This is a genomic window from Paraburkholderia sp. MM6662-R1, assembly GCF_050436245.1.
In the GTDB taxonomy this organism is placed as follows: domain Bacteria; phylum Pseudomonadota; class Gammaproteobacteria; order Burkholderiales; family Burkholderiaceae; genus Paraburkholderia; species Paraburkholderia tuberum.
This window is the reverse complement of the sequence record NZ_JBNDLV010000004.1, coordinates 424,368-449,871: the sequence shown is the minus strand read 5'-3', so window position 1 is coordinate 449,871 and position 25,504 is coordinate 424,368. Positions and strand designations below refer to the sequence as shown.

21 protein-coding genes and 2 pseudogenes are annotated in these 25,504 nt (G+C 64.1%); 9 read left to right on the top strand and 14 right to left on the bottom strand.

What is annotated here, in order from left to right; translation table 11 throughout:
- Window positions 1–31: 31 nt before the first annotated feature.
- Complete coding sequence (locus OKW39_RS31825) at window positions 32–574, bottom strand: cysteine hydrolase family protein (protein WP_429564454.1); 543 nt, start codon at window positions 572–574, stop codon at window positions 32–34.
- 229 nt (window positions 575–803) lie between these two features.
- Between OKW39_RS31825 and OKW39_RS31820 the strand changes: the two genes are divergently transcribed.
- Window positions 804–1,124, top strand: a complete 321-nt coding sequence (locus OKW39_RS31820) for a pyrimidine/purine nucleoside phosphorylase (protein WP_429564453.1) — start codon at window positions 804–806, stop codon at window positions 1,122–1,124.
- 188 nt (window positions 1,125–1,312) lie between these two features.
- Here OKW39_RS31820 and OKW39_RS31815 read toward each other — a convergent pair whose 3' ends face one another.
- The gene (locus tag OKW39_RS31815; RefSeq protein WP_429564452.1) at window positions 1,313–1,960 is read right to left on the bottom strand and encodes a DsbA family oxidoreductase; all 648 of its coding nucleotides are present in this window, start codon (window positions 1,958–1,960) and stop codon (window positions 1,313–1,315) included.
- Between the two features lie 214 nt (window positions 1,961–2,174).
- Between OKW39_RS31815 and OKW39_RS31810 the strand changes: the two genes are divergently transcribed.
- The 4 genes from OKW39_RS31810 (at window position 2,175) to OKW39_RS31795 (ending at window position 7,624) form a co-directional block, all read left to right on the top strand.
- Entirely contained in the window at window positions 2,175–2,903 is a 729-nt protein-coding gene (locus OKW39_RS31810) for a 2OG-Fe(II) oxygenase (protein WP_090806846.1), read from the top strand.
- 104 nt (window positions 2,904–3,007) lie between these two features.
- A complete protein-coding gene (locus OKW39_RS31805; RefSeq protein WP_090806843.1) occupies window positions 3,008–3,910 on the top strand; it encodes a LysR family transcriptional regulator in 903 nt (300 codons plus the stop codon).
- 133 nt (window positions 3,911–4,043) lie between these two features.
- Window positions 4,044–5,999: an aconitase family protein gene (locus tag OKW39_RS31800; RefSeq protein WP_429564451.1), complete on the top strand. Its 1,956-nt coding sequence runs from the start codon at window positions 4,044–4,046 to the stop codon at window positions 5,997–5,999.
- Window positions 6,000–6,133: 134 nt separating this feature from the next.
- Complete coding sequence (locus OKW39_RS31795) at window positions 6,134–7,624, top strand: MFS transporter (RefSeq protein WP_090806839.1); 1,491 nt, start codon at window positions 6,134–6,136, stop codon at window positions 7,622–7,624.
- A 111-nt stretch (window positions 7,625–7,735) separates the two neighbouring features.
- Here OKW39_RS31795 and OKW39_RS31790 read toward each other — a convergent pair whose 3' ends face one another.
- The 6 genes and pseudogenes from OKW39_RS31790 to OKW39_RS31765 all read right to left on the bottom strand — a co-directional run bounded on the left by OKW39_RS31790 (window position 7,736) and on the right by OKW39_RS31765 (window position 13,631).
- On the bottom strand, window positions 7,736–8,107 hold the full coding sequence (locus OKW39_RS31790) for a BON domain-containing protein (protein WP_184064654.1): 372 nt from the start codon (window positions 8,105–8,107) through the stop codon (window positions 7,736–7,738).
- Window positions 8,108–8,599: 492 nt separating this feature from the next.
- On the bottom strand, window positions 8,600–11,002 hold the full coding sequence (locus tag OKW39_RS31785; RefSeq protein WP_429564450.1) for a DNA polymerase II: 2,403 nt from the start codon (window positions 11,000–11,002) through the stop codon (window positions 8,600–8,602).
- Window positions 11,003–11,157: 155 nt separating this feature from the next.
- Window positions 11,158–12,168 (bottom strand): DUF2891 domain-containing protein, encoded by a 1,011-nt coding sequence (locus OKW39_RS31780; protein WP_090806833.1) that lies wholly within the window; start codon window positions 12,166–12,168, stop codon window positions 11,158–11,160.
- A gap of 10 nt (window positions 12,169–12,178) precedes the next feature.
- Window positions 12,179–12,352: pseudogene (locus OKW39_RS31775) on the bottom strand (5-oxoproline transporter, DUF979 family subunit); the annotation flags it as partial.
- A gap of 34 nt (window positions 12,353–12,386) precedes the next feature.
- Window positions 12,387–12,584, bottom strand: a complete 198-nt coding sequence (locus OKW39_RS31770) for a 5-oxoproline transporter, DUF969 family subunit (protein ID WP_429564449.1) — start codon at window positions 12,582–12,584, stop codon at window positions 12,387–12,389.
- A 129-nt stretch (window positions 12,585–12,713) separates the two neighbouring features.
- On the bottom strand, window positions 12,714–13,631 hold the full coding sequence (locus OKW39_RS31765) for a LysR family transcriptional regulator (protein ID WP_184054335.1): 918 nt from the start codon (window positions 13,629–13,631) through the stop codon (window positions 12,714–12,716).
- A gap of 104 nt (window positions 13,632–13,735) precedes the next feature.
- On the opposite strand from OKW39_RS31765, the gene mdlC reads away from it, so the two are divergent.
- The 3 genes from mdlC (at window position 13,736) to OKW39_RS31750 (ending at window position 17,637) form a co-directional block, all read left to right on the top strand.
- Window positions 13,736–15,379, top strand: coding sequence for a benzoylformate decarboxylase (mdlC, locus tag OKW39_RS31760; RefSeq protein WP_429564448.1), 1,644 nt, complete (start codon window positions 13,736–13,738; stop codon window positions 15,377–15,379).
- A 37-nt stretch (window positions 15,380–15,416) separates the two neighbouring features.
- Window positions 15,417–16,088 (top strand): aldehyde dehydrogenase family protein, encoded by a 672-nt coding sequence (locus tag OKW39_RS31755; RefSeq protein ID WP_429564447.1) that lies wholly within the window; start codon window positions 15,417–15,419, stop codon window positions 16,086–16,088.
- Between the two features lie 130 nt (window positions 16,089–16,218).
- Complete coding sequence (locus OKW39_RS31750) at window positions 16,219–17,637, top strand: MFS transporter (protein WP_429564446.1); 1,419 nt, start codon at window positions 16,219–16,221, stop codon at window positions 17,635–17,637.
- Window positions 17,638–17,769: 132 nt separating this feature from the next.
- On the opposite strand, the gene OKW39_RS31745 is transcribed toward OKW39_RS31750, so the two are convergent.
- From OKW39_RS31745 to OKW39_RS31725, 5 genes are all read right to left on the bottom strand, one after another.
- On the bottom strand, window positions 17,770–18,501 hold the full coding sequence (locus OKW39_RS31745; RefSeq protein WP_429333590.1) for a DUF2278 family protein: 732 nt from the start codon (window positions 18,499–18,501) through the stop codon (window positions 17,770–17,772).
- Between the two features lie 580 nt (window positions 18,502–19,081).
- A complete protein-coding gene (locus OKW39_RS31740) occupies window positions 19,082–20,536 on the bottom strand; it encodes an aspartate aminotransferase family protein (RefSeq protein WP_429564445.1) in 1,455 nt (484 codons plus the stop codon).
- A 50-nt stretch (window positions 20,537–20,586) separates the two neighbouring features.
- Complete coding sequence (locus tag OKW39_RS31735; protein WP_187610714.1) at window positions 20,587–21,921, bottom strand: glutamine synthetase family protein; 1,335 nt, start codon at window positions 21,919–21,921, stop codon at window positions 20,587–20,589.
- Window positions 21,922–22,230: 309 nt separating this feature from the next.
- Window positions 22,231–22,452 (bottom strand): hypothetical protein, encoded by a 222-nt coding sequence (locus OKW39_RS31730; RefSeq protein WP_026226309.1) that lies wholly within the window; start codon window positions 22,450–22,452, stop codon window positions 22,231–22,233.
- A gap of 477 nt (window positions 22,453–22,929) precedes the next feature.
- The gene (locus OKW39_RS31725) at window positions 22,930–23,346 is read right to left on the bottom strand and encodes a cupin domain-containing protein (RefSeq protein ID WP_429564444.1); all 417 of its coding nucleotides are present in this window, start codon (window positions 23,344–23,346) and stop codon (window positions 22,930–22,932) included.
- A gap of 177 nt (window positions 23,347–23,523) precedes the next feature.
- Between OKW39_RS31725 and OKW39_RS31720 the strand changes: the two genes are divergently transcribed.
- Window positions 23,524–24,129, top strand: a complete 606-nt coding sequence (locus OKW39_RS31720) for a peroxidase-related enzyme (RefSeq protein WP_090806810.1) — start codon at window positions 23,524–23,526, stop codon at window positions 24,127–24,129.
- Window positions 24,130–24,171: 42 nt separating this feature from the next.
- Here the strand turns inward: OKW39_RS31720 and OKW39_RS31715 are convergent.
- Window positions 24,172–25,453, bottom strand: a pseudogene (locus OKW39_RS31715) (MFS transporter).
- Window positions 25,454–25,504: the final 51 nt, after the last annotated feature.

The following is a 25,504-nucleotide window of genomic DNA, read 5'->3' as shown; positions in this document are numbered from 1 at the left end:
TCGCTCGCCGCGCAGCAGATCGACGTTGCGGCTATTGCGCTTGCCCGTTGCCCAATAGCGCGTCCGTCGTGACGACCGTGCAGTACTCTTGATCGAGGTTGGCCAGTGACATCGCGTGAATGTCGTCGGCGCTGCGCGGCGTTCCGTTCCAGTCGGTCCGTGCAAAAGTGAAACAGCCGTCGGCCACTAGATAGGTATCGAAACCGAGGTTGCCGGCCATCCGCACCGTGGCCTCGACCGAGTTGTTGGTGATGACACCCGCCACGACCAGCGTCGTGTGGCCGGCGGCGCGCAGGCGGTCTTCGAGTCCCGTGCCGATGAACGCGTTATTCGTGCGTTTCGCAATCACCGGTTCGTCGGGCAACGGCACGTTGGACGCCTTGAATTCGTGTCCCGCCTGACCCGGCCGATAGTGCGACCCAGGCTCCGTCGAGTCGTGCCGCACATGCCACACCGGCCAGCCTCGGCTACGCCAATGCGCGAGCAAGCGGCTCACCTGCGTCTCGGCTGCGGGATTGTTGCGCTCGCCCCAGCTCGGATGATCGATCGCGCGTTGCAGATCGATCAACAACAATACGGCGCCGGCGGAAGGAGCGGGAGAACGCATGGGTCGAATGAGTCTGTGTAGGTGTCGATATCGTTCTGGCAGACTTTACCGTATTGGCGCCATCAATAGCCATGTATGATGGCGGGCTCGCGCCCGGCAGGGGCCCTGCGCGGGCGGCTTGCGCGGATCGCGCGCCGTCTGCCGCGCCCACCGGGCCGCAACGCATCCCTTCACGATGATCCAGAGGAAGACCGCCATGACGGCTGCAACGCAATTCGACCAGGTTTCTGTTGTCAAACGAGCCAACGTGTACTTCGACGGCAAGTGCGTGTCGCACACCGTGCTGTTCGCCGACGGCGCGCGCAAGACGCTCGGCGTGATCCTGCCCGGCACGCTGAACTTCGGTACCGACGCGCCGGAGCTGATGGAAGTGCAGGCGGGCAAATGCCGCATCCGTCTCGACGGCAGCAATGAGTGGAAGACCTATGGCGCGGGCGAATCGTTCTCGGTGCCTGGCAAGAGCCGCTTCGATATCGATGTGGTTGAAACGCTGGACTACGTTTGCAGCTATCTGTAAGCGGCTTTAAGGCGCGTGCAGTGGGATAAGAAAGACCTGTTGCAAGCAGCCGGGACGGCTTGGACAATGGACCCAGGCTATCTTTGCTCAGATGTGTTGAAGAGACAACACGCAAGCATTCGCGAGTGCGTGCTTGAGCCAGGTGCTCAGAATGGGCCGTCCATTGCGCTTCGCTTCGACGATGAACCTTACGCTGTCTCTTTCGCCACGATCTCCTCGATCACCTGCACGAATTGCTCGACCGGCTGGCCGCCGGTCACCAGATAGCGGCGGTTGAAAATGATCGACGGCACCGATTGAATGCCCATTTCCTGATTGTTCTTTTCCGCTTCGCGCACTTCATCGGCATACGCGCCGCTCGTCAGCACGTCGCGCGCTTCGTTGGCGTCGAGTCCTACCGACTGGGCCGCTTCGACCAGCACGTCATGGTTGCCCGGATTCTTGCCGTCGGCATGATACGCGCGCAATAGCGCGAGCTTCAGTGGCAACTGGTGGCCCTTCAGGCCGGCCCAATGCAGCAGGCGGTGCGCGTCGAACGTGTTGTAGGTGCGGATGCGCGGACCGAAATCGAAGCCGACGCTCGCGCCGCGTTCGCGGATCATCGCCTGCGTTTCGGCGATCTGCTCGGCCGTGCGGCCGTATTTCTTGCCGAGATACTCGACGATGTCTTCGCCGTCCGGTGCCATCTGCGGATTCAGTTCGAATGGATGCACGACGATACGCGCGTCGATTTTGTCCTGAAGCCGCGCGAGCGCGAGCTGCAGCGACGACAGGCCGATCGCGCACCACGGGCAGGCGATGTCGGAAACAAAATCGATGGTGAGCTGCTGTTTCATGGTTGTCCTGGCGGAATGAACTGCGATGCGGCGGCGGCAAGTGCGGCCGCAACGAAACCGACAGCGTAGCGTGAATCGTCCGTCCGTGCAGTGCGGCTGAATTTGACCGCAAGACCCGGAGTGTTTTCCCGCCACCACACTCGTACACTAAGTTCATCGAGCTACCTACCTTGATGGCGCGGGGCGACGAGCCCGCGCCGCCCACTCATCGACGATGAACGCAATCGCTCCCACCCAAACGATCGACCACCGCGTCGACGCACTCGACTGGCCGCGGATCGAACACGATCTCGATCAGTACGGCTGCGCCGCCGTGCCGCAACTGTTGACGCCCCGCGAATGCGACGCGCTGAGCGCGCTCTATACACGCGACGCGCTTTATCGCAGCCGCGTCGTCATGGCGCGCCACGGCTTCGGTCGCGGCGAATACAAGTACTTTGCGTATCCGCTGCCGTCGCTCGTCGGCGGCTTGCGCGGTGCCCTTTATCCGCACCTCGTGCCGGTCGCGAACCGCTGGAACATGGCGATGGGCATCGACGTGCGCTATCCGCCGAAACATGCGGATTTCATTCGACGCTGCCATGACGCCGGCCAGGTGCGTCCGACGCCGCTGATCCTGCAATACGGCGAGGGCGATTTCAACTGCCTGCATCAGGATCTGTACGGCGAACACGTGTTCCCGCTGCAGGTTGCGGTACTGCTGTCGGAGCCGGGGCGCGACTTCACAGGCGGCGAGTTCGTGATGACCGAGCAGCGTCCGCGCATGCAGTCGCGTGCCGAAGTCGTGCCGCTCGCGAAGGGCGACGCGGTCGTGTTCGCCGTGAACAGCCGGCCCGTGCAGGGTACGCGCGGGCCGTATCGCGTGAATCTGCGGCACGGCGTGAGCCGCCTGCGCTCGGGACATCGGCATACGGTCGGCATCATCTTTCATGATGCGCTGTGAGGGCCGCTGTCGGCGCAATGGCGCAACACCGCGTGCCGTGAGACGATAACGGCCACGATTCCAGCGATCTGCCGCCATTGTCGTGAGATCCGTCGCCTCGTCCCATGGAAAACCTGCTCAAGAAACTCGATCTGACTTCGCTGCGTCTGTTCGTCGCCGTTTGCCAGGAGCGCAATATCGCGCGCGCGGCGCAGCGCGAGTTCATCGCGTCGTCGGCGGTGAGCCGGCGCATCGCCGAGATCGAGGCGCTGATCGGCCTGCCGGTGATTCAGCGGCAGTCGCGCGGCATTACCGTGACGCCGGTCGGCGAGACCGTGCTGCGCTACGCGCTCGCGATCATCGGCAATATCGAGCAGATGAGCGCGGAGTTGTCGCGCTTTTCGACGGGCGTCAAAGGGCGCGTGAGGGTGGTCGCGAATCTGTCGTCGATCGTGCAGTTTCTGCCTGAAGACGTGGCCGCGTTCGGCCGCGCGTTCCCGGATGTAGCGATCGAACTCGAAGAAGAAAACAGCGCGGACGTGCTGCGTATCGTCGACGAACACGGCGCGGACTTCGGCATCTGCAATCCGGTTGCTGGCAGCGAGGCGTTCGAGCAGGTGCCGTACCGCCAGGACCGGCTCGCGGTGCTCGTGCCGGGTGGGCATCGGCTCGCCAGCGCGGCGCGGGTGAACTTCGACGATCTGTTGCACGACAGCTTCGTCGGCTTGCGCAGCGAAAGCGCGCTCACACGTTTGCTCGCGCAGCAGGCGGCGAGCGCGGGGCGGCAGCTCGAGGTGCGCATGCGCGTGAGCAGTCTCGATGCGCTGTGCCGGATGGTGCATGCGGGGCTCGGCATCGCGATCGTGCCCGAGCCGGTCGGCCTGCTCTACGTGAACACGCTCGACGTGCGGCTGCTGCCGCTTGCCGATGCGTGGGCGGAGCGTCATCTGATCATCATCTTCAAGGCGCGCGAGCAGTTGAGCGCGAGCGCGGCCGCGCTGGTGTCGTTCCTCGGCAATCCGCCTTAGACGATTCCACCACCCGCACTGCGCGCCACCGCTCCGCCATCGAGCATTCGCGAAACGAGACGGCAGCGTTGCCGCACCGGCACTTCGGCATCCGCCTTGCGCACCGTATAGTGAGCGCAAGGAGAACGCAGTGATGAGCGATACGATTCGTTTGGACGGCCGCGTGCTGTACCTGTCGCAAGACCCGGCCGTGATCGCGGCGCAACTGGCCGGCGAAAACTTCACTCGCGACACGGCGGGGCCGTTGCGCGACAACGTGTCGACGGACGAGATCACGCCCGTCACCGTAATGCTCACCTACGACGAGCGCCTCGGCCAGTACCCGTACGTCGGCTTCAAGGCCGGCGAGCGTCTGCCGATCGGCCGCAATGCGGTGAAGGACGGCGGCTTTCGCGTGACGGTGGCCGGCAAGCGCTACGGCAAGGGCTCCTCGCGCGAATCGAGCCCGCTCGCGGAGTTGTCCGCAGGTATTCGCCTGATCGTTGCCGAGAGCTTCGAGCGTATCTATCAGCAGAACTGCGACAACATCGGCATTCTGACCACGACCGATTTTTCCGTGCTCGATCGCTTGCTCGCAGGCGAAGCGGTGCCGATCGACGAATTCCTCAAAGGCCGCGACTCGCTCACGCAGCAGATCATCCGCAGCGGCGGGCTGCTCGCGTATAGCCGGTTTGCGGAGTGGCCCGCGCCGGGCGAGCGCGCGAGCGATGCCCCGAACGAGGCGCCGGGCGCCGAGCCGAAAACGCTGGTCGAGAAGATCATCGACCGTCATCTGCATCCGGGCACCGCGAGCGCGCAGCGCGGCGACGGCGTGTTCATCGCCGCCGACTGGCGCTTCAGCCACGACTATTTCACCGGCATGTGCGCGCATCTGATGCATCGGGCGTTCGGCAAGCCCGCGCCGCTGCATGCGCCGGATCACATCATCGCGTTCCAGGATCATCTGGTGCTCGCGCCGCAGAGCATCCCTCACGTGCGCGACGGTCTGTTGCCGGGCGTCGCGAATCTGATGGAAGGCCACACGTCGTTTTCGCGCGGCTACCCGGTGCGCTCGCACGGCGCGCTCGATGGTGTGCCCGGCTCCGAGGGCATCTGTCATGCGTTGATGGCCGAGCAATACGCGCTGCCGGGCCAGGTAGCATGCGGTACCGATTCGCACACGCCGCATTCGGGCGCGCTCGGCTGCCTCGCATTTGGCGCGGGCGCGACCGAAATCGCCAATAGCTGGGTCACGGGCTACGTGCGCTGCAAAGTGCCGGAGACGCTGCGCATCGAGATCGACGGCCAGTTGCGCGACGGCGTGACCGCAAAGGACGTCGTGCTGCATCTGCTGCGGATGGAGGCGATTCGCTCGGGCGGCGCGATCGGCCTCGTGTTCGAATACGGCGGCGCGGCGGTGCGCGCGATGTCGATCGACGAACGTGCGACGCTGACCAACATGGTCGCGGAACTCGGCGGCTTTACCGGCATCGTCGAACCGGACGAGCGCACGGTCGCGTTCCTGAAGGAGCGGCGCGGCGTCGATTTCGTGCTGGAAGGCTGGATGAAAAGCGACGCGGACGCGACCTATCGCGACACGATCCATATCGATGCGAACGCGATCGAACCGATGCTCGCGCGTCCGGGCGACCCCGGCAATGGCGTGCCGGCGACGCGGCTCGAACAGGACGTCGCGATCGATATCGCGTACGGCGGCTCGTGCACCGCGGGCAAGCGCGAGGACTTCGATTTCTATCACGAGGTGCTGCGTTGGGGCGTCGAGCACGGCCTACGGGTGCCCGAGCGCACGCGTTTGTATCTGCAATTCGGGACGATGGCGGTGCGCGCGTATTGCGAGGAGCAGGGCTATCTGCCGGTGTTCGAGCGCGCGGGCGTGACGCTCGTGATGCCTGGCTGCGGCTCGTGCGCAAACTGCGGACCGGGACAATCGGCCAACCCGAACGACGTGACGATCAGCGCGATCAACCGCAATTTCCCCGGCCGTTCGGGACCAGGCGACGTCTGGCTCGCGAGCCCGTACACGGTCGCGGCGAGCGCGCTGGCCGGAAAAATCACCACGTTCGAACAATTGCAACGCGGGCACGGCTAGAATGCTGGCCGGACTCCGGCCGACCCATCGCGGCGCGTGCGACGCGCGACAAGACGCAAGGCCGGCATCGAACCGGCCGCGGTAAGCGATCAGCCCTGCCGTAAAAGCAGTCGCAACAGAAGGAGACAGACAACATGGCATTCCCCGATCCCGCGGGGTCCGTCGCGCGCAGCGGCGGTACCGTGGCGCATTCCACTGACGCGGCCGGCAGCGCCGAGCGCGGCGCGCCCGCGCAGGTGACGGGCCACGCATCGCTCGACGCCGGCAGCATTTCGGCGCGCCTCGACCGCTTGCCCGCCACGCGCTCCGTCTGGAAGCTGGTGGTGCTGCTGAGCCTCGGCTTCTTCTTCGAACTCTACGACCTGCTGTACTCCGGCTATATCGCGCCGGGCCTCGTGAAAAGCGGCATGTTGACCGCGACCACGCATGGCCTGTTCGGCTCGACCGGCGTCGCGAGTTTCATCGCCGCGCTGTTTGGCGGCCTGTTTATCGGCACGATCGCGTGCGGTTTCCTCGCGGATCGCTTCGGGCGGCGCGCGGTGTTCACCTGGTCGCTGCTGTGGTACACCGCGGCGAACCTCGTGATGGCGTTTCAGGAGACCGCGACGGGCCTTAATTTCTGGCGCTTCGTCGCCGGTGTCGGCATCGGCGTCGAACTGGTGACGATCGGCACGTACATCTCCGAGCTGGTGCCGAAGCAGATCCGCGGCCGCGCGTTCGCGTGCGAGCAGGCGGTCGGCTTCACGGCCGTGCCGGTGGTCGCGTTTCTATCGTTTCTGCTGGTGCCGCGCACGCTGTTCGGTCTGGACGGCTGGCGCTGGGTCGTGCTGATCGGCGCGCATGGCGCGCTATTCGTCTGGTGGATTCGCCGCGCGTTGCCGGAAAGCCCGCGCTGGCTCGCGCAGCAAGGACGTCTCGCCGAAGCCGACCGCGTGATGAACGCGCTCGAGGCGAAGGTACGTCACGAATATGGCCGCGAGTTGCCGCCGCCGGCGCCGCCGGTGCCGATCCCACCGCGCGGCAGCTTCCGCGACATGTGGGTGCCGCCGTACCGCAGCCGCACGCTGATGATGACGATCTTCAACATCTTCCAGACGGTCGGCTTCTATGGCTTCGCGAACTGGGTGCCGACGCTGCTGATCAAGCAGGGCATCACGATCACGACGAGCCTGATGTATTCGAGCGTGATCGCATTGGCCGCGCCGCTCGGTCCGATCATCGGGCTGTTTATCGGCGACCGCTTCGAGCGCAAGACGGTGATCGTCGTGATGGCCGGCGTCAATATCGTGTGCGGGTTGTGGTTCAGTCAGGTATCGGGTGCGGTGCTCCTCGTGAGCCTCGGAGTGTGCCTGACGCTGGCCGGCAACATCATTTCGTACAGTTATCACGCGTACCAGACCGAACTGTTTCCGACCAGCATCCGGGCGCGCGCGGTCGGCTTCGTCTACTCGTGGAGCCGCTTTTCCGCGATTTTCACGGCCTTTCTGATCGCGGCCGTGTTGCGCTACTTTGGCACGACCGGCGTGTTCGTGTTCATCGCGGGCGCGATGCTGATCGTGATGCTGGCGATTGGCTTGATGGGGCCGAAGACGAAAGGGCTCGAACTCGAGAAGATATCCACCTAGCGAAGGCCGGCTGTCGAGCCGGCCCGCCGCCATGTGCTGCATTGGCTATGCCCTCAATGGAATGCACGGTCAGAGCGCCGGCCTTCCTGCAAAGCGGGGTCCAGGACTGCTTCAGGTGCCCACAGGACGGATCGACAGCGCGTTCCTGACCGAAGTTACGCCAGGCACCCCTTTCGCCACCTCGGTTGCCCGGTCGCTTTCTGCCTGAAGCGGTACGCTGCCCTGCAGCGTGACAGCACCATCGCGGGCGCGAACTGTGATATTGGCCGTGGAGATGTTCCTATCTTTCACCAGCGCATTTCGAACCTGACGCTGTAGCGCCCGGTTCGCTGCTTTCATTGACTTGTAATGCGATCGGGCTTCGGGCGTCGTGGTCGGGGCAGACGCAGGGGCGTTAGCGTTGCTCGCCTGCGCATAGGCGTGAATCGAACCCGAAATCAGAAGGGCGGTACCGACCAGTTTGACGGCGTGGATTGCTTTCATGCATCTTCTCCTGTCGTTGCAGATCGTTGGGGCTACAGATTCAGGGATATCACACACACGCCCCCACAATATTTCTGAGGCGGATCAAATGGCACTATAGGACAATAAAGGGTTAGGTCAAGCAACAATGCAAATCCCGCCAATTGCGCGAACAACCGAAGAAATTAGAATACTTCAAATTATGATGGCGCTCTAACTCTGTTGATAGGGTTGCAAATCAAAACCAGGGATTAGTTTTTTTCCGCCTTTAATCACGGATTACCGGTGTCTGATTGACATTTTTAGCCATCCCCGATGTAGCGGCACAGTTACATTGCGCCGTCGATTTACGCCGGCCTCGAGAGCGCGGAGCATGCGATACGCGACCCGCGGCAACTCGCCCTGCCGCACCTTTGCTGTGCATAACACGCACTCCGATGAAGAGGCCGAGCCGCCGTCCATGGTGAAGTAGGCAATTCGTCCATGCTCGCAGCCGCGCGTTCGCCGCCCCGATCAGAACAACTGCTTCTGCCCCGACATCAGCGTCGTGAAATCGTCGCGTAGCAACGGCAGAATCGCGTCGGCAACCGGCTGCAATTGCCGCGTCAGATAGTGCTCGTAGTCGATCGCCGAGCGCAGCGTTTCGAGCGGCTCGGGGCCGGCCACCGTCATCACGTAGCTGATCCAGCCGCCGTTCTGATATTGCAGCGGACGTCCCTGCTGGCGATTGAATTCATCGGCGACGCGTGCCGCGCGCACATGCGGTGGCACGTTGCGCTCGTAAGCGTCGATCGGTCTGCGCAACTGCTTGCGATAGACGAGCTGATCGTCGAGCCGGCCGGCGAGCGTATCGCGCACATAGTCGCGCACGTAATCCTGATACGGCTGCTGCTTGAAGATGCGCCGATACAGTTCCTGCTGAAACTGCTGCGCAAGCGGCGTCCAATCGGTGCGCACGGTTTCGAGCCCTTTGTAGACCACGTCCTCGCGGCCGTCCGGCAATACCATAAGTCCTGCGTAGCGTTTCTTGCTGCCTTCCTCGGCACCGCGCACCGTCGGCATGAAAAAGCGCCGATAGTGCCGCTCGAATTGCAGTTCCAACGCACTGTCGATACCGAAGCGCGCCTGCAGCTTCTGCCGCCACGCCGCGTTGATATGTTCGACGAGCGCGCGGCCGATGCGCGCGGCGTCTTCCTCGTCATGCGCGTGCCTGAGCCAGACGAAGGTCGAATCGGTGTCGCCGTAAATCACTTCGTAGCCTTGCGCCTCGATCAGCTCGCGTGTCGTGTGCATGATCTCGTGGCCGCGCATCGTGATCGACGACGCAAGCCGCGGATCGAAGAAGCGGCAACCGGTCGAGCCTAGCACGCCATAGAACGCGTTCATGATGATCTTCAGCGCCTGCGACAGCGGCTTGTTGTGCTCGCGCTTGGCCGCTTCGCGTGCCTGCCACACCTGCGCGACGATCGACGGTAAGCAGTGACGCGTGCGTGAAAAGCGCGCGCCGAGAAAGCCCGGCACCGAGCTCGCGTCGTCGGGATGCAGCATGCCTTCGACCAGACCGAGCGGGTCGATCAGAAACGTGCGGATGATCGACGGATACAGGCTCTTGTAGTCGAGCACGAGCACCGAGTCGTAGAGCCCGGGTCGCGAATCCATCACGAAGCCGCCGGGGCTCGCGGCGCCGGCCACGTCGCCGAGATTCGGCGCGACATAGCCCTGCCGATGCATGCGCGGCATGTACAGGTGCGTGAACGCCGCGACCGAGCCGCCGCTGCGATCGGCGGGCAGGCCGGTCACGGTCGCGCGTTCGAGCAGGAACGGCAGCAACTCGGTCTTCGCGAAGATACGTGTGACGAGCTCGCAGTCCTTCAGGTTGTAACGCGCGAGCGCGGGCTTGTCTTGGTCGAAGCGGCGCTGGATTTCGTCCATGCGCTGATACGGATTGTCGATCGCTTTGCCTTCGCCCAGCACCGAGCGCGATACGTATTCGAGGCTGAACGACGGGAAGCTCCACGTCGCCGAACGCAATGCCTCGATGCCGTCGATGACCCAACGACCCGCCACGCCCGCGAAAAAGTGATTGCGCGTGACGCCGTGTTCGCGCCACTCCATCACCGCGCCGCCTCGTCCGATGCGCAGCGGCACGCGATACTGCCCGGCATGTTGTTGCAGTACCTTCAGGTCGAACTGCACGAGGTTCCAGCCGATGATCGCATCGGGATCGTGCCGCTCCATCCACTCGATCAGCTTTTCGAGCAGCTGTGCGCGGGTTTCGCAGTATTCGAGCTTGAAGTCGATGGCGTCGGTGACGTTGCCGATGTTGCCGAGGTTGCCATTCGGCGGCCCAAGCATATACACCTGCCGCTCGCCGCAGCCTTCGAGCGCGATCGAATATAGCTCGGCATGCGCGCTCGTTTCGATGTCGAGCGACACGAGCTTCAACGGCGGACGATAGTCGTTGGACGGTTTGAGTTCGCTGTCGAGCCAGGGGCCATCGAGCCCCGGACCATTCTGCCGCGGCACGCCGCTGAACCACACCGGCGCGGTGATGAAGCGCTCCATCATGTAGCGCTCGGGCGGCTGGATATCGGCTTCGTAGACATCGACACCGCTTTCTCTAAGGCGCTTCTCGAAGCCCTTCAATTGCCGGTATTGCGCACAGTAAAGCCCGCTGACCGGCCGATGCTGGAAGTCGCGCAATTCGAGCGAACGCAGATCGAGCGGCGCGTCGCGGCGCAGGATCGTTTCGGCGCGTTCGCGATGTTCGGCCGGAATGAAGGCGACGGACGGCTGAGGGCGCAGACGGATGTGGCGCGGCCCGCTGTGCGTGGCCAGCCAGAACTCGATTTCCGTGCCGGCGGGCGTGTCCCGCCAATGTCGGGTCAAAATGAAACCCTGCTCGAACTCAGTCAAACTTCCACCTTTAAAGCGGCGCAATCGCCTTGCGCGATTTTACCGCCGCAGGCAGGGACTGTTGAACGGGCAATGAAAAGGGCGCTTCGTACTGAAGCGCCCCAACCAGCACGGCTTCATCTCTTCAAAGCCGGTTCAGTTCGTTCCCGGTTCGCTCAAGCTTCGAGCGCCAGCGTCGCGAACGTGGCGAGCCAGTGCTCGCCCATGTAGTCGCCGGTCACATGCGGCAGCGCGCTGTGCAGATGACGCTCGGCCGCATCGAACAGCACGGTGCGACGCACGTCGCCGGCGGGCAGCGCACGCGCGAGCGCACGCTGGCACCACGCGCGGCTCAGATTGAGGCCGTCCAGATGCGCGATCTTGCCGTCGCTGCGATCGGTCACGGTGACGGGCTCGAACAGCGTCGCCGGTTTTTTCGCGCCGAGGTCCGGCAGGAAGCGTCCGAACCAGTCGGTGAACTGCGCCGACGGCAACACACGCCGCATCAACTCCGCTTCCATCAGCGACGGCGACAGGAATTCGTCGCCGGCCGGCTCCCATGCCTGACACGCGACGTCGTCCAGATACCAGCGCTCCGCGGTGCTGACGATCAGCGCCTCGAGCGATTCGCGCGAGGTTTGCCGCGCGAAATCGAGCGTCAGCGCGAGCGCGAACGCCATGTTGAAGTGCGTGCCGACGCGCAGCGGATAGGTTGCTTTCGGCAGGAACTCCTCGAAGCGCTCGACGAACGCCTGAGTGAGCGGCGCGAACGTCTTCGCACAGCGCGCGGCTTCCGAGATTTTCATCGACTGCAACTGCGCGCCGAGCGCGAGCAGCCACGCCCAGCCATACGGCCGCTCGAAGCCGCGGTTGTGCGGCAGCTCCAGATACGCGAGTTCGCCGGCGACGTTCGCCGCGGTGAAATGCTCGTCGACCACGGCGACGATGCGCGCGGCCTCGGGCAGATCGGGGAAGCGTTCGAGCAGATGCAGGATCAGCCAGTAACCGTGCACGCACGAATGCCAGTCGTAGCTGCCGTAGAAGATCGGATGCAAGGCGCGCGGACCCTGCACGTCCTGCGGTCCTTCAAGCGAGTGCGTGAGCTTGTTCGGGTATTCGCGCGTGAGGTGGGCGAGCGCGACATTGGCGAATCTGGACGCGAATTCGCGGGTGAGCTGGGTGGTCATCGGCGGTTCCTCAGAAGCGGAATACGAACACGTACGACAGTATGGTGTTGACGATCGGCAATAGTAAAGCGGTCGGCCATTGCGCCTTGATCACGCCGTTCTGGTCCTTCAGTTCGAGCAGCGCGGCGGGGACGATGTTGAAGTTCGCCGCCATCGGCGTCATCAGCGTGCCGCAGAAACCAGATTCTTCGTTTCGACGAAAGGCGCGTACTTGAGCGTCAGCGTACCGACCAGCGTGATGAGAACACGCGGCCGGTGGTGGCCGCATGCAGGCGCCCAAACGCGCTGACGATCTCCACCGTCTGCAAGCCGCCGGCCATCCCGGTCGCGACGCCGGCGATCGTCATCACCAGCAGCGCGTTGAAGCGCAATGCGAAGCCGAGTGCCACGATCGGCACGCCAATCAAAACTCCCATCCGGCTCTCCTTGCTTCGTTTCCTCGACGCTTGGCGACGGAATCTAACGCGAGACTTTATTGATAAATAGTCGATAAAATCTACTCATCGGGTAAACGCCGAGAAAGCGGCAGCGTGTGCGGGAAACGATCAACCCGCGGTCATACCCTCCGCCGTCAACTGCCGCAACTGCTCCAGCAGCTTGACCGCCGGGCTCGGCAGAATCCCCTGGCGCCGCCGGAACGCGGTCAACGTGCGCCGCCCGACCACGCCTGGGACGCCAAGCGTATCGAACACGCCGGCCTTGCTTTCGGTCACGTACATCGTCGACGCCATCCAGCTCAGAAAGCCCGAACGCGCGACCAGGCTCTTCAGCGCCGTGACCGAGCGCGTTTCGACGACGACGTTCGGCAGTCCCAGCCCGCGCTCGGCAAACACGCTCTGCATGTGCTCGAACGGGCCGGTGCCGCGTGGCGGAATCGCCCAGCGTTCGCCCAGCGTGTCGGCGAGCGTGAGGTCGGGCTTGCGCCGCAGCGGATGATCGAGCGCGGCGACCACGTAGCTCGCGTCTTCCCAGCGGCAATCGGCGATCGCGGTGATCTCGTCGGTATCGGGCACGGCCATGCTGAGCGCAAGATCGATCTGACGTTTGACGAGCGCATCGGCGAGCCGGTCCCACACGCCCTCGATGATCTCCACGCGCAGGTTCGGCCACTTCGTCAACACGCCGCTCACCGCGAGCGGCAGCACGAGGCTCGCGATGCTGCCGACCGCGCCGACGCGGATCGTGCCGCGCGCGAGGCCGCGCATCGCGTCGATTTCCTCGCGCGCCTGTTCGGCTTCGCGTTGCAGCAGGATCGCATGCGGCAGCAGTGCCTCGCCGACCGCGGTCAGATGCATGCCGCGCGAATGCCGCTCGAACAGCGGCGCGCCGACCTGTTCCTCGAGACGTCGGATGGTCCGGCTCAAGGCCGGCTGTGTGATGTGCAGCGCTTCGGCGGCGCGTCCGAGGCTGCCGCTCTCGACGATCACCGCGAACGCCTGCAGTTGTTGCAGGTTGTAAGTCATGCCGAAAGGTAATGCCTTTTTGCGAATTGGGCAATTTTCGGCTACCCCGGCGGCCGTGATAATGGCCATTCGATTTTTCGCGCTCACCAGACAGGAGACTTCGCATGACAAGCAGCGCGCCGCAGCAGAATCACGCACACGCAAAAGAACAGAGCAGGCGGTGGACCGTACGCGACGCGGTCATCGACTTCGCGCGCCGCGTCGGCATGACGTCGATCTTCGCGAACCCGGGCTCGACCGAGCTGCCGATGTTCCGCGATTTCCCCGTGGATTTCCGCTACGTGCTCGGTCTTCAGGAAGCGGTCGTGGTCGGCATGGCCGACGGCTACGCGCAGACCACCGGCAACGCGGCGTTCGTGAACCTGCATTCGGCGGCGGGCGTCGGCAATGCGATGGGCAATATCTTCACGGCGTTTCGCAACCGCACGCCGCTCGTCGTCACCGCGGGTCAGCAGGCCCGCTCGATCCTGCCGTTCGAACCGTTCCTCGCCGCGACCCAGGCCACCGAATTGCCGAAGCCCTACGTGAAGTGGAGCATCGAGCCGGCTCGCGCGCAGGATGTGCCGCTCGCGATCGCGCGTGCGTACGCGATCGCGATGCAGGAGCCGCGCGGCCCGGTGTTCGTGTCGATTCCCGCCGACGACTGGGATCAGCCTGCCGAGCGCGTGGCCGACCGCGAGGTCGCGCACATCATGCGACCCGATCCGACGATGCTCGAACGCATCGGCACGGTGCTCGACGCGTGCGAGCGGCCCGCGTTCGTGGTCGGTGGCGCGGTCGATCGCGCGGACGCGGCGGCTGAAGTCGTGCGCCTCGCGGAGCGGCATTCCGCGCGCGTCTACGTCGCGCCGATGACCGGACGTTGCAGCTTCCCCGAAACGCACCGGCTGTTCGCGGGCTTTTTGCCGGCGCTGCGTGAGCGCATCGTCGAGTTGCTCGGCGCGCACGATGCGATCTTCGTGATCGGCGCGCCAGCGTTCACGTATCACGTCGAAGGCAGTGGTCCGCATGTGCCGCCGGGTTCGGGGCTGTGTCAGTTGATCGACGATCCGGGCATTGCCGCATGGACGCCGCAGGGCATCGCCGCGGTCGGCAACGTGCGGCTCGGCGTGCAGGATCTGCTCGCGCGCGCCGCGCCCAAAGCGCGCGAGTTGCCCGCGCCGCGCGCGGTGGCGCCGCGAGCGCTGCCGCCCGCGCGGGGCGAGCGGATGTCGGTCGCATTCGCGTTGCAGACGCTCGCCGAAGTGCGCGATCCCGATGGCATCGTCGTCGAGGAAGCGCCGAGCTCGCGGCCCATCATGCAGACCTATCTGCCGATCGCGCGCGCCGGCACGTTCCTGACGATGGACAGCGGCGGCCTCGGCTACGGCATGCCGGCGGCGCTCGGCGTTGCGCTTGCGCGGCCGGGCGAGCGCGTGATCGCGCTGATCGGCGACGGTTCGAGCATGTACTCGATTCAGGCGATCTGGAGTGCGGTGCAGATGCAGCTACCGATCACATTCATGATCCTGAACAACACGCGCTACGCGGCGCTGCAGGATTTCGCGCCGGTGTTCGGTTTCGCGCCTGGCGAGACCGTGCAGGGCACGGACCTGCCGGGCCTCGACTTCGTGACGATCGCGGCGGGCATGGGCTGCCCTGGCGCGCGCGTCAGCGAGGCGGCTGAACTTGCCGACGTGTTGCGTCGCGCGCTGACCGAACGTGACGTGAACAGCGGTCCCACGCTCGTCGAAGCGATCGTCGCGTAACGGCGCTTCCCATTCACGAACAGGAGAGAGACCTACGATGAAAAACGTATCGATGCTGATCGGCGGCGAGCAGACACAGGCGCGCAACGGCGCGAGCTTCGAGCGCCGCAGTCCGCTCGACGGCGAAGTCGCGACGCGCGCGCCGGCCGCGACCGTCGAAGATGCCGTGGCCGCCGTCGATGCCGCCGCGGCCGCCTTTCCGGTGTGGTCCGCGCTCGGACCGAGCGAGCGCCGCGCGCTGCTGACGAAGGCCGCGCACGCGCTCGAAGCGAAGGCCGACGCCTTCGCGGCCGCGATGGCCGCCGAGACCGGCGCGTCGGGCATCTGGGCCGGCTTCAACGTGCATCTCTCGCTCGATCGCGTGACGCCGGACATGCGCATCTATCACGACGAATCGTTCGGGCCGGTCAAGCCGATCGTGCGCGTGCGTGGCGAGGAAGCCGCAATCGCGTGTGCGAACGACAACGAATACGGCCTGTCGGCGGCAGTGTTCAGCCGCGACACGGCGCGCGCGCTGAACGTCGCTAAACGCATCGAGTCGGGCATTTGTCACGTGAACGGCCCGACCGTGCACGACGAAGCGCAGATGCCGTTCGGCGGCGTGAAGGCGAGTGGCTTCGGCCGCTTCGGCGGCAAGGCGGGGATCGCGGAATTCACCGATCTGCGCTGGGTCACGCTGCAAACGACGCCGCGTCACTATCCGTTCTGATGAGGCGCGACGCGATGGGCTCGCTGTTCGGCGGCCAACTCGCCGAAGCGGGCCATCGCGTCGCACCGTACTGCCGACAGCAAAAAAAATCGAACAACGCGCGTGCAGCGCAAACAACGGAGACAGGTTCATGAGTTTCGTTCCTCCCGCTTCGGCCGCGGCCTCGACCGCGACCGCGCGCGACGACGCGGCGCTCGCCGGCATCGCGCGCGGCGGCAACACGGTCGACATCGGTCATGCACTGGACGACGGCCCCTACACGTTGCTGCAGAAAATCGCGGTGGTGCTCGCGGCGCTGTCGATCGTCGTCGACGGCTTCGACAGCCAGCTGATCGGCTTCGCGATTCCGATGCTGACCAAGGAGTGGGGCATCACGCGCAACGCATTTGCGCCGGTGGTTGCGTCGGGGCTGGTCGGCATGGGTATCGGCAGCGCGTTCGCGGGGCTGTTCGCCGATCGCTTCGGCCGCCGCTGGGCCGTGATCGGCAGCGTGTTCGTGTTCGGCCTGGCGACCTGCGCGATCAGTCTCGCGCCGAACGTGGCGGCCATTGCGGCGCTGCGCTTTATCGCGGGGCTCGGCATCGGCGGCGCGCTGCCGACATCGACGACGCTGACCGCCGAGTGCACGCCCGCGCGTTTTCGTACCTTCGCGGTGACGGCGACCATTCTGTGCGTGCCGCTGGGCGGTATGGTCGCCGGATTGTTCGCCGGCCAGATGCTGCCGGTTTATGGCTGGCGCGGTCTGTTCGTAGCGGGTGGTGTGCTGCCGCTCATGCTCGCCCTCGTCCTGCTCGCGGCGCTGCCGGAATCGCCGCGTTTTCTGGCACGCCGTCCGCATCGCTGGCCCGAACTCGTGAAGCTGCTGCGGCGCATGGCGCGCGACGTGTCGGCCGATGCGAGCTTCACCGATGTGCGCGAACAAAGCGCTGAGAAACACGTCGGCTTTGCCGCGCTGTTCCGCGATGGCCGTTCGCGCGACACCGTCGCGATCTGGGGCGCGTTCTTCATGTGCCTGCTCGCGGTGTATGCGGCGTTCAGCTGGCTGCCGTCGATGCTGACGAGTGAGGGCTTGAGCGTGTCGCTCGCGGGCTATGGCCTGAGCGCGTACAACCTCGGCGGCGTAATCGGCGCGGTGCTGTGCGCGCTGGCGATCGGGCGCTACGGCTCGCGCTGGCCGCTGCTGCTGTGCTGCGCGGGCGGCGTCGCGAGTGCATGGATGCTGCTCGGCGTCGGCGCGACGCAGCATACGGCGTTGATGATCGTCGGTCTCGGCTTGCACGGTCTGTTCGTCAATGCGGTGCAATCGACGATGTACGCGCTGTGCGCATACGTCTATCCGACCAGCGTGCGGGCGACGGGCACCGCGTCGGCACTCGCGTTCGGCCGCGTCGGCGCGATTCTGAGCGCATTCGCCGGTGCCGCGGTGATCACGGCCGGTGGCGCTTCGGGCTATCTGCTGATGCTCGGTATCGCAATGGTCATCGTGCTGATCGCGCTGGCGGTGGTGCAGCGGCATATTCCGCGTCGCGGCGCCGCGAGCGCGCGCTGATCGACGCGACGTCTCTCGCGGTGCGTTCGTATCGCGAGGGACTTTTTCGCGCGATCTGATTTTCCCCTATGCAAGAACCTGTTTCTCGCGCATCGCGGCGGTTTCCACTTGCCCCATGCACGAGCGACGCTATCAACCTTGCTGAATATAAACCGGTAACGCCACTGCATTCGCCGCCGGATCGCCGGCCGCATTGGTCGGCAAATACTGTGTCTGAAACGCGGTGAACATCGCGGCAAACCCATCGGCGCGCTGCACGATCACCGCGCCGTCCTGGAACGCGCCGTTTTCGTTGTAATGCGGGCCACGCGGATTGCCCTGATTCATGTGAGTCTCGTGAAGGCCGTCCTTCTTCGGCAGAAACAGAAAGCCGAACCCATAGACCACGATGCCCGCGGTGGTCGGTGTCCAGAAATCGCGGTTGTGCAACTGGCCGCTGCCGTTGTCGTAGGGCAGACTTTGCGACGGCTTGCTTTCGTCGATGGTGAGGATTTCGTCGATGATGTCGTTGACGTCGGCGCGGTTGCCGTTTTGATCCTCGTAGGGGACCGGCCGCATGCGGTGAATGTCGAGCAGGCTGCTGTCCTGGAAGTAATCGAGCCGTGGAAAGCCGCTCGTGTAGAGGCCGAGGTTCAGGGGCTGCAGTTTCGCGGTGAGTGGATCGGCGAAGTTCAGATCGGCATAGAAGTACACGTCGTCGTTACCGCTTGCGCCCGGTTGCGTCGACGCCGAATTGACGACGATGTTGAATGGCGTGTTGTCGTTGCCAGTCACCGTGATCACATAGTGCGGACTGCCTATATACGAATCTTTGAAAGGCGCCGCGCGCAGCAGTTTTCCCTTGAACATGCAGTATTCGTTCATGACTGAATGACCTTCTCGAAGTTGACGATCGGAAAGCGACGTATCCAAGCATACGGTGCTACACGTCGATAAACAACCGCGCCCGCTGTCATACGCTTGCAATGTTTTTATCCCGACGCTATTGCGGTGTGCGAGCAATGGTCATCACGCGTGGCGCTACGGGTTGGAGACGCGCAAGGAGAAGGCGTGGCATTTCCTCGCGTCGGACGACGGCTGACGGCCAGGCGGCCGTCGAACAGATCAACGAGGGGTGCTCGACAGAACGAAGTCGCCCGGTCAATGCGCCCGCGATCGGCGACCTGTTCGATCTTCTCGACTTCGACCGGGACTCCGACACGCACGGGCATCATGACGGGTCGCACCCGGACCATGATGCAGGCAACGGCGGTAAGGGCTGGTGGCCTCTCTGACCATAACCTGGAACGCTCGCGCGACCGGTACAACGTAAAGTAGGACCGCCGCGCATTCCGGCGGCGGTCACGGGGGGCAGATGATTGGTGCGATCCTGCGGCTGACCGGCGATTTGAAGGCTGTGCGGGCACTCGAGGGCTGAGGGAAACTGAATCGCAACCATGCAGTGCTATCGAATGCCCACCTGCCGCGCGGTCGCATCGATCGCCGCTTCTGCCTTCGAGACGATTTCGTCGATTTCCGGCCGGCTGACCACAAGCGGCGGCGACAGCAGCATCCGGTCGCCGCTCGCGCGCATGATCAGATTGCCGTTGAAGCAGAAGTCGCGGCACATCGTACCGACATCGCCGCCATTCGCGAAGCGCTTGCGCTCGAGCGGCTTCTCGGCGAGTTGCACGCCCGCCACGAGGCCCGCGCCGCTGATCTCGCCAACGATAGGATGACCGGCGAACGTCTCACGCAGCTTCTTCTGAAAGTACGGACCCGTATCTACTTTGACGCGCTCCACGATCCTCTCGTCGCGCAGCAGTTTCAGATTCGCAAGCGCGACGGCCGCCGCGACCGGATGCCCGGAGTAGGTGAGGCCATGATTGAAGTCACCGTTGTCGATCAGTGCGCGGGCGACGCGATCATGTAGACCGACAGCCCCCATCGGCACGTAACCGCTCGTCAGTCCCTTCGCGAGCGTGATCAGGTCCGGCTCGAAGCGGAAGTGCTGATGCGCGAACCATTCGCCGGTCCGGCCGAAGCCGCCGATCACTTCGTCCGCGACGAGCAGCACGTCGTACTTGCGGCAAATGCGCTCGATTTCCGGCCAATACGTGTCAGCCGGAAAAATCACGCCGCCCGCTCCCTGGAAAGGCTCACCGATAAATGCGGCGACATTGTCCGCACCGAGTTCGAGAATCTTCGCTTCGAGCTGCCGCGCGCGAGCCAGTGCGAATTCTTCCGCCGTCTGATCGCTTGCCGCTTCGCCGAAGAAATAGGGCTGATCGATATGTACTATGTTCTCGACTTTCGATGGCATCTGCTCATGCATATAAGCCATGCCGCCGAGCGTGCCGCCCGCGATCGTCGACCCGTGATAAGCGTTTTTGCGCGCGATGACGAACTTCCTCGCGGGCTGTCGTTGCGTCGCCCAGTATTGATGGACGATGCGCAGCACGGTGTCGTTGCCTTCCGAGCCGCTGTTGCAGTAGAAGAAGCGATTGAATGGCGCGGGCGTCAGTTCGGCGAGCAGGGCAGACAGTTCAATCACGGGCGGATGCGTCGTCTTGAAGAACGTGTTGTAGTACGGCAGTTCCCGCATCTGCCGGAATGCGGCGTCGGCCAGTTCCTGGCGGCCGTAGCCGACGTTCACGCACCACAGTCCCGCCATGCCGTCGATGATCTTGTTGCCCTCCGAGTCCCACAGGTACACGCCTTGCGCCTTGACGATCACGCGAGAACCCGCGCGATTGAGCGAGCCCATATCCGAGAACGGGTGGATGTGATGCGCGGCATCGAGCGCGCGGTATTCGGCGGTGCTGCGAGATGTGGCTTGCGAGGTCGGCGCGTCTTTCGTGCCGCCATGCTGCGACGTTTCCTTTTGCGCATACATTACGTCTTCATTCTTATAGCTCATACTGCCCTCCGTCTTTTCAAGGTTCTCATTGACCGATTGGCCCGCAGCACTCAAACGTGCAGCAGCAAATGCCGGCGTTCCCACGAACTGATCACGCGGAAAAACGCTTCGTATTCGGTCTCTTTCAACGCGAGATACGCGCGGACGAACTGCTCGCCGAGTACTTCGGCAATCGGTTCGCACGCGCTCATCGACGTCAAGCCTTCTTCGAGATTGCGCGGTAATTGATAGGGCAGAGCATAGCCGTCGCTCGCCAGCGGTTCGGTCGCGGCGAGCCGCTGTGTAATGCCGAGATAGCCCGCCGCCAAGGTCGCGGCAATCGCCAGATACGGATTGCAATCGACACCCGGAATCCGGTTCTCGATGCGGCGCGCGACTGGCGCGGAATGCGGAACCCGGAAGCCGACAGTGCGATTGTCATAACCCCACGCGACATTGATCGGCGCGGCCATGAAACGCGACAGACGCCGGTACGAATTGATGTACGGCGCGAAGATCGGCATCAGCGCCGGCGTGTATTTCTGCAAGCCGGCGATATAGCCGGTGAACAGCGAGGTCGGCTCGCCGTCGGCGGCGGTGAAGAGATTGCGGCCGGTTTCCATATCGACGAGGCTTTGATGCATGTGCATCGCCGAGCCCGGCTCACCTTCCATCGGCTTCGCCATGAAAGTCGCGTACATCTTGTGACGCAACGCCGCTTCGCGCACGGTGCGCTTGAAGAGAAACACACTGTCCGCGAGCTTGAGCGGGTCGCCGTGCATGAAGTTGATTTCCATCTGCGCGGCGCCGACTTCGTGTATCAGCGTATCGACTTCGAGTTCCTGCACGTCGCAGTACTCGTAGATGTCTTCGAACAACGGGTCGAATTCGTTGACCGCTTCGATCGAATACGCCTGGCGTCCGGTTTCCGCGCGACCCGTACGTCCGACCGGCGGTTGCAACGGCAGATCGGGATCGCGGTTCATGTCGACCAGATAGAACTCGAGCTCCGGCGCGATCACCGGTTTCCAGCCGCGCGCCTTATATAGATCGAGCACGCGCCGCAGCACGCAGCGCGGCGAGATTTCGACCGGGGTGCCGTCGAAATGCACGCAATCGTGAATCACCTGCGCGGTCGGGTCGACTGCCCACGGAATCATCCGGATCGTGCTCGCGTCGGGTACGCACACCATATCGGGATCGGTGACGCCGGTCAGCGAATCGCTTTGCGGATAGTCGCCGGTGACGGTCTGGATCATCACCGCCTGCGGCAGACGCATCGATTCGCCCGATTCGAACTTGCTGCGCGGAATGATCTTGCCGCGCGCGATGCCGGCCATGTCCGGAATAATTGCTTCGATTTCGGTGACATGATGCTTTTTCAGAAATTCGTCGATGTCATGCATGATTGTTCTCTCTGTTTTGGTCCGCGATCTGGGTCATGTGTGCAGGGTTTCGTGTATTCATGCGCGGGCGACACGCGTCGCCGAAGGCGCGAAATATCGCGCGGCGAGGTGGGAAAACGCGAAGGCGAGTCGACGCCAAAGCGAATCCGCGCAATAACGCGCAGCGCTTACCCGATTAGAAGCGGTTCGATTGAATCCGTCGCGATGCGCGGTGATCAGTCAGTGCCGCGCGGACGCAAGCAGCCAGCTCGCGAAAACGCGAGCAAACGGACGAATCGAGCAGCGAAAAGAGATGAAAGAGGAGAGGCGCTACGGCAGCAGCGAAGCGACTTCGTCTGTGCGCACCGCGATGAACGCGCGCGCGGAGAGGACGTTGCGGCGTCGAACGGAACGACGCGACAGGACTGTGATGACGGACAGAAAGCGGCGAAACGCAAGGCTGCCGTTGCTGCCGTCGGCGCTGGCGCCGTCAGCGCAAGTACAACGCGCCTGACTGCGATTCCAATTCACCAAAGGGCCTCGGACTCTCACGATGACACTCGACTGGCGTAGTTGAGGGCATTGAACGGCCTGTTTCGAATCCACAGCGGATATTGAAGAAACAGGACACGGGTTGATCGAGAAGAAACGGTACTGGACGGTAGTAGCTTAATTCGCCGCGCCGCCCACAAGATCTCCCACTAGCTAGCATATACGAGCTAAAAATGCCGTCAATTTATTTTTAGATTTTGGCAAAGCGGCATCGAGCGTGATGCCGCGTGTTTCGTCTACTGTTCATTCACTCCGCGAGACGTGCGGTGATCTTCGCGGCGGTTCTGGTCGGCTTTAGCACAGGTGGCGAGTCGGCGTCGTGAAAGAACGCCGACGAAATCGCGCGCGACCGACGAATGGGCGCGGCGCACGACGCGGCGCGGCCTGCATGCGCCGCGCGGCAAGTGGATCAAACCGGTTTGAGAAGCATGATTTGCCTCGCTTCAGGCGAGGCGGTCCGGGAAGAGGCCCGTTGCCTCACGCATCCTCGGACGGATCATAGGGCACCACGCGCTCATGCTCGTCCGCGTGATTGCGCGCGACGATCGCGCGCGCCGCGGCGTTCGCGTCGAGATTGAACGGCTGATGCGGCACGCCCGGCGGAATGAACAGGAAGTCGCCCGGCTCGGTGATGACCGACTCGCGTAAGCCCGGGCCGTAGCGCGTCTCGATCATGCCTTCGAGCATATAGATCGCCGTCTCGTAGTCGGCGTGAAAGTGCGGCTCCGCATGGCCGCCCGGCGGGACCACGACCATGTACATCGACAGCCCGGTGCTGCCCGCGGTGCCCGCCGAAATGCCGACGAAATAGGGCAGCCGCTGCATCGTCGCGATTTCCCGTTCGGGCCGCACCTTGACCACCGGGGCCCGCGCGTCGTGCGTAACGTTTGACATGGTCGCTCCTTTCGTCGCCGCCGTGCCGGGCGGCTTCACGCATGCCGAACTGAAAGTCTAGACGATACGGGCGGCAATGTGGGACGTGATCGAGCGGACCTGGTGAAGCGCGGGCGAGCGCGAAATCGCGTTGCTACAATGGTCGGCATACCCCGACAGAGATCACGGAGACAGCGCATGGCCACGCTTCAGCCCATCAGCCGCTACCCGGTGCCCGAGCCGAGCGAGTGGCCCGAAGACATCAGTGCCCGCATTCTCGAAGTGCAGGAGAAAGCGGGTTTCGTGCCGAACGTGTTTCTGACGCTCGCGCATCGGCCCGACGAATTCCGCGCGTTCTTCGCTTATCACGATGCGTTGATGCTGAAAGAGGGCGGTCTAACGAAAGGCGAGCGGGAGATGATCGTGGTCGCGACGAGCGCGGTCAACGATTGTCTTTACTGCGTGGTCGCCCACGGCGCGATTCTGCGCATCTACGAAAAAGCGCCGCTGCTCGCCGATCAGGTCGCGGTCAATCACCGCAAGGCCGACATCACGGACCGCCAGAAGGCGATGCTCGATTTCGCGCTGAAGGTGTGCCGCGCGTCGGGCACGGTCGACGAAGAAGACTTCCAGACACTGCGCGGCCACGGCTTCACCGATGAAGACATCTGGGACATCGCGGCAATCACCGCGTTTTTCGGGCTGTCGAACCGGATGGCCAACGTGATCTCGATGCGTCCGAACGACGAGTTCTATCTGATGGGGCGTGTGCCGAAAGCCGCGGCGGATGCACCGAAAAAGTAGCCTCGACCGGAATCGCTTCAGCATCTCTATCGGCAATTCGCATCACGCCTGCGCGGGGCGAGACGAACGCCGCGCGGGCGTCATCGCCACGGTGTCGTCGATCTGGAAATGCAGCAGTGCCGCGATCAATCCCGCCGCGACCGTCGCTACCCATAGCAGTGAGTACGAGCCCGTCAGATCGAACACGAGGCCACCGAGCCACGCGCCGAGAAACGAGCCGATCTGATGGCTCAGAAAGCACACACGCCGAACAGGCTGCCGAGGTGACGCGTGCCGAACACCTTGGCGACTAGCCCGCTCGTCAGCGGTACGGTGCCGAGCCACGTGAGGCCCATCACCGCCGCGAAAATCACCACGGACACAGCGCTTTTCGGCAGCGCGAAGAATGCGGCGATCGTCGCGCTGCGAATCAGATAAAGCCAGCCGAGCACATGATGTTGGCGGAACCGGCCGCCGAGCCAACCACATGCCCAACTGCCCGCCATGTTGAACAGGCCGATCAGCGCAAGCGCGGTGGCGCCCAGCCCGATCGGCATATGACACAGCGTCAGATACTCGGGCAGATGCGTCGCGATGAACGCGAGCTGAAAGCCGCAGGTGAAGAAGCCGAGCGTCAGCAAGCGGTAGCCGCGATGGCGCATCGCTTGTGACAGAACCTCGCGCAGCGGCGCCGCGGGCGCGTCCTCGAACCGCGCCTGAGCCGTCGCGTGGATCGGCGCACGCCGGTCGAGCACGATGCCGAGCGGCGCGATCAGCAGCATGGCGAAAGCGAGCACGAATAGCGATGTCGCGATGCCCGAATGCAGCCGGCTGCCTTGTACGAGCGGCACCATCAGCGCCTGTCCGGCGGAGCCGCCGGCGCTGACGAGCCCCATCGCGACGCTGCGCTTCTCCGGCGACGCAACGCGGCCGACCGCTGGCAACACCACGCCGAAGGTCGTGCAGCTCACGCCGATGCCGACCAGCAATCCCATGCCGGTCACCAGCAGCGCACCGCTCGGGGCGACGCCGACAGCCCGAGGCCGGCCGCGAACGTCGAAGCGCCGAACGCGACCACCGGCGCCGAGCCATAGCGATCGGCCGCCGCGCCCGCGAACGGCTGCGCGAAGCCCCACACGAGGTTGTGCAGCGCGATCGCGAAAGCGATCAGCGTGACCGGCAGACCGCGGTCGAACGAGAACGGGCCGATGAACAGGCCGAAGGTCTGGCGGATGCCCATCGCGGCGCTCAGGATCAGCGCACCGGCGACGATCACGAGCGTCGTGGTGACGGTGGTTGCGGGAGCGAGGGCGAGGGCGGGTTGCTTGCTATGGGTCGTCGACATGGCGGCTCCTCTTTGGCCACCATCGTCGCAGCCCGCCGCGCAGCCGGCAAA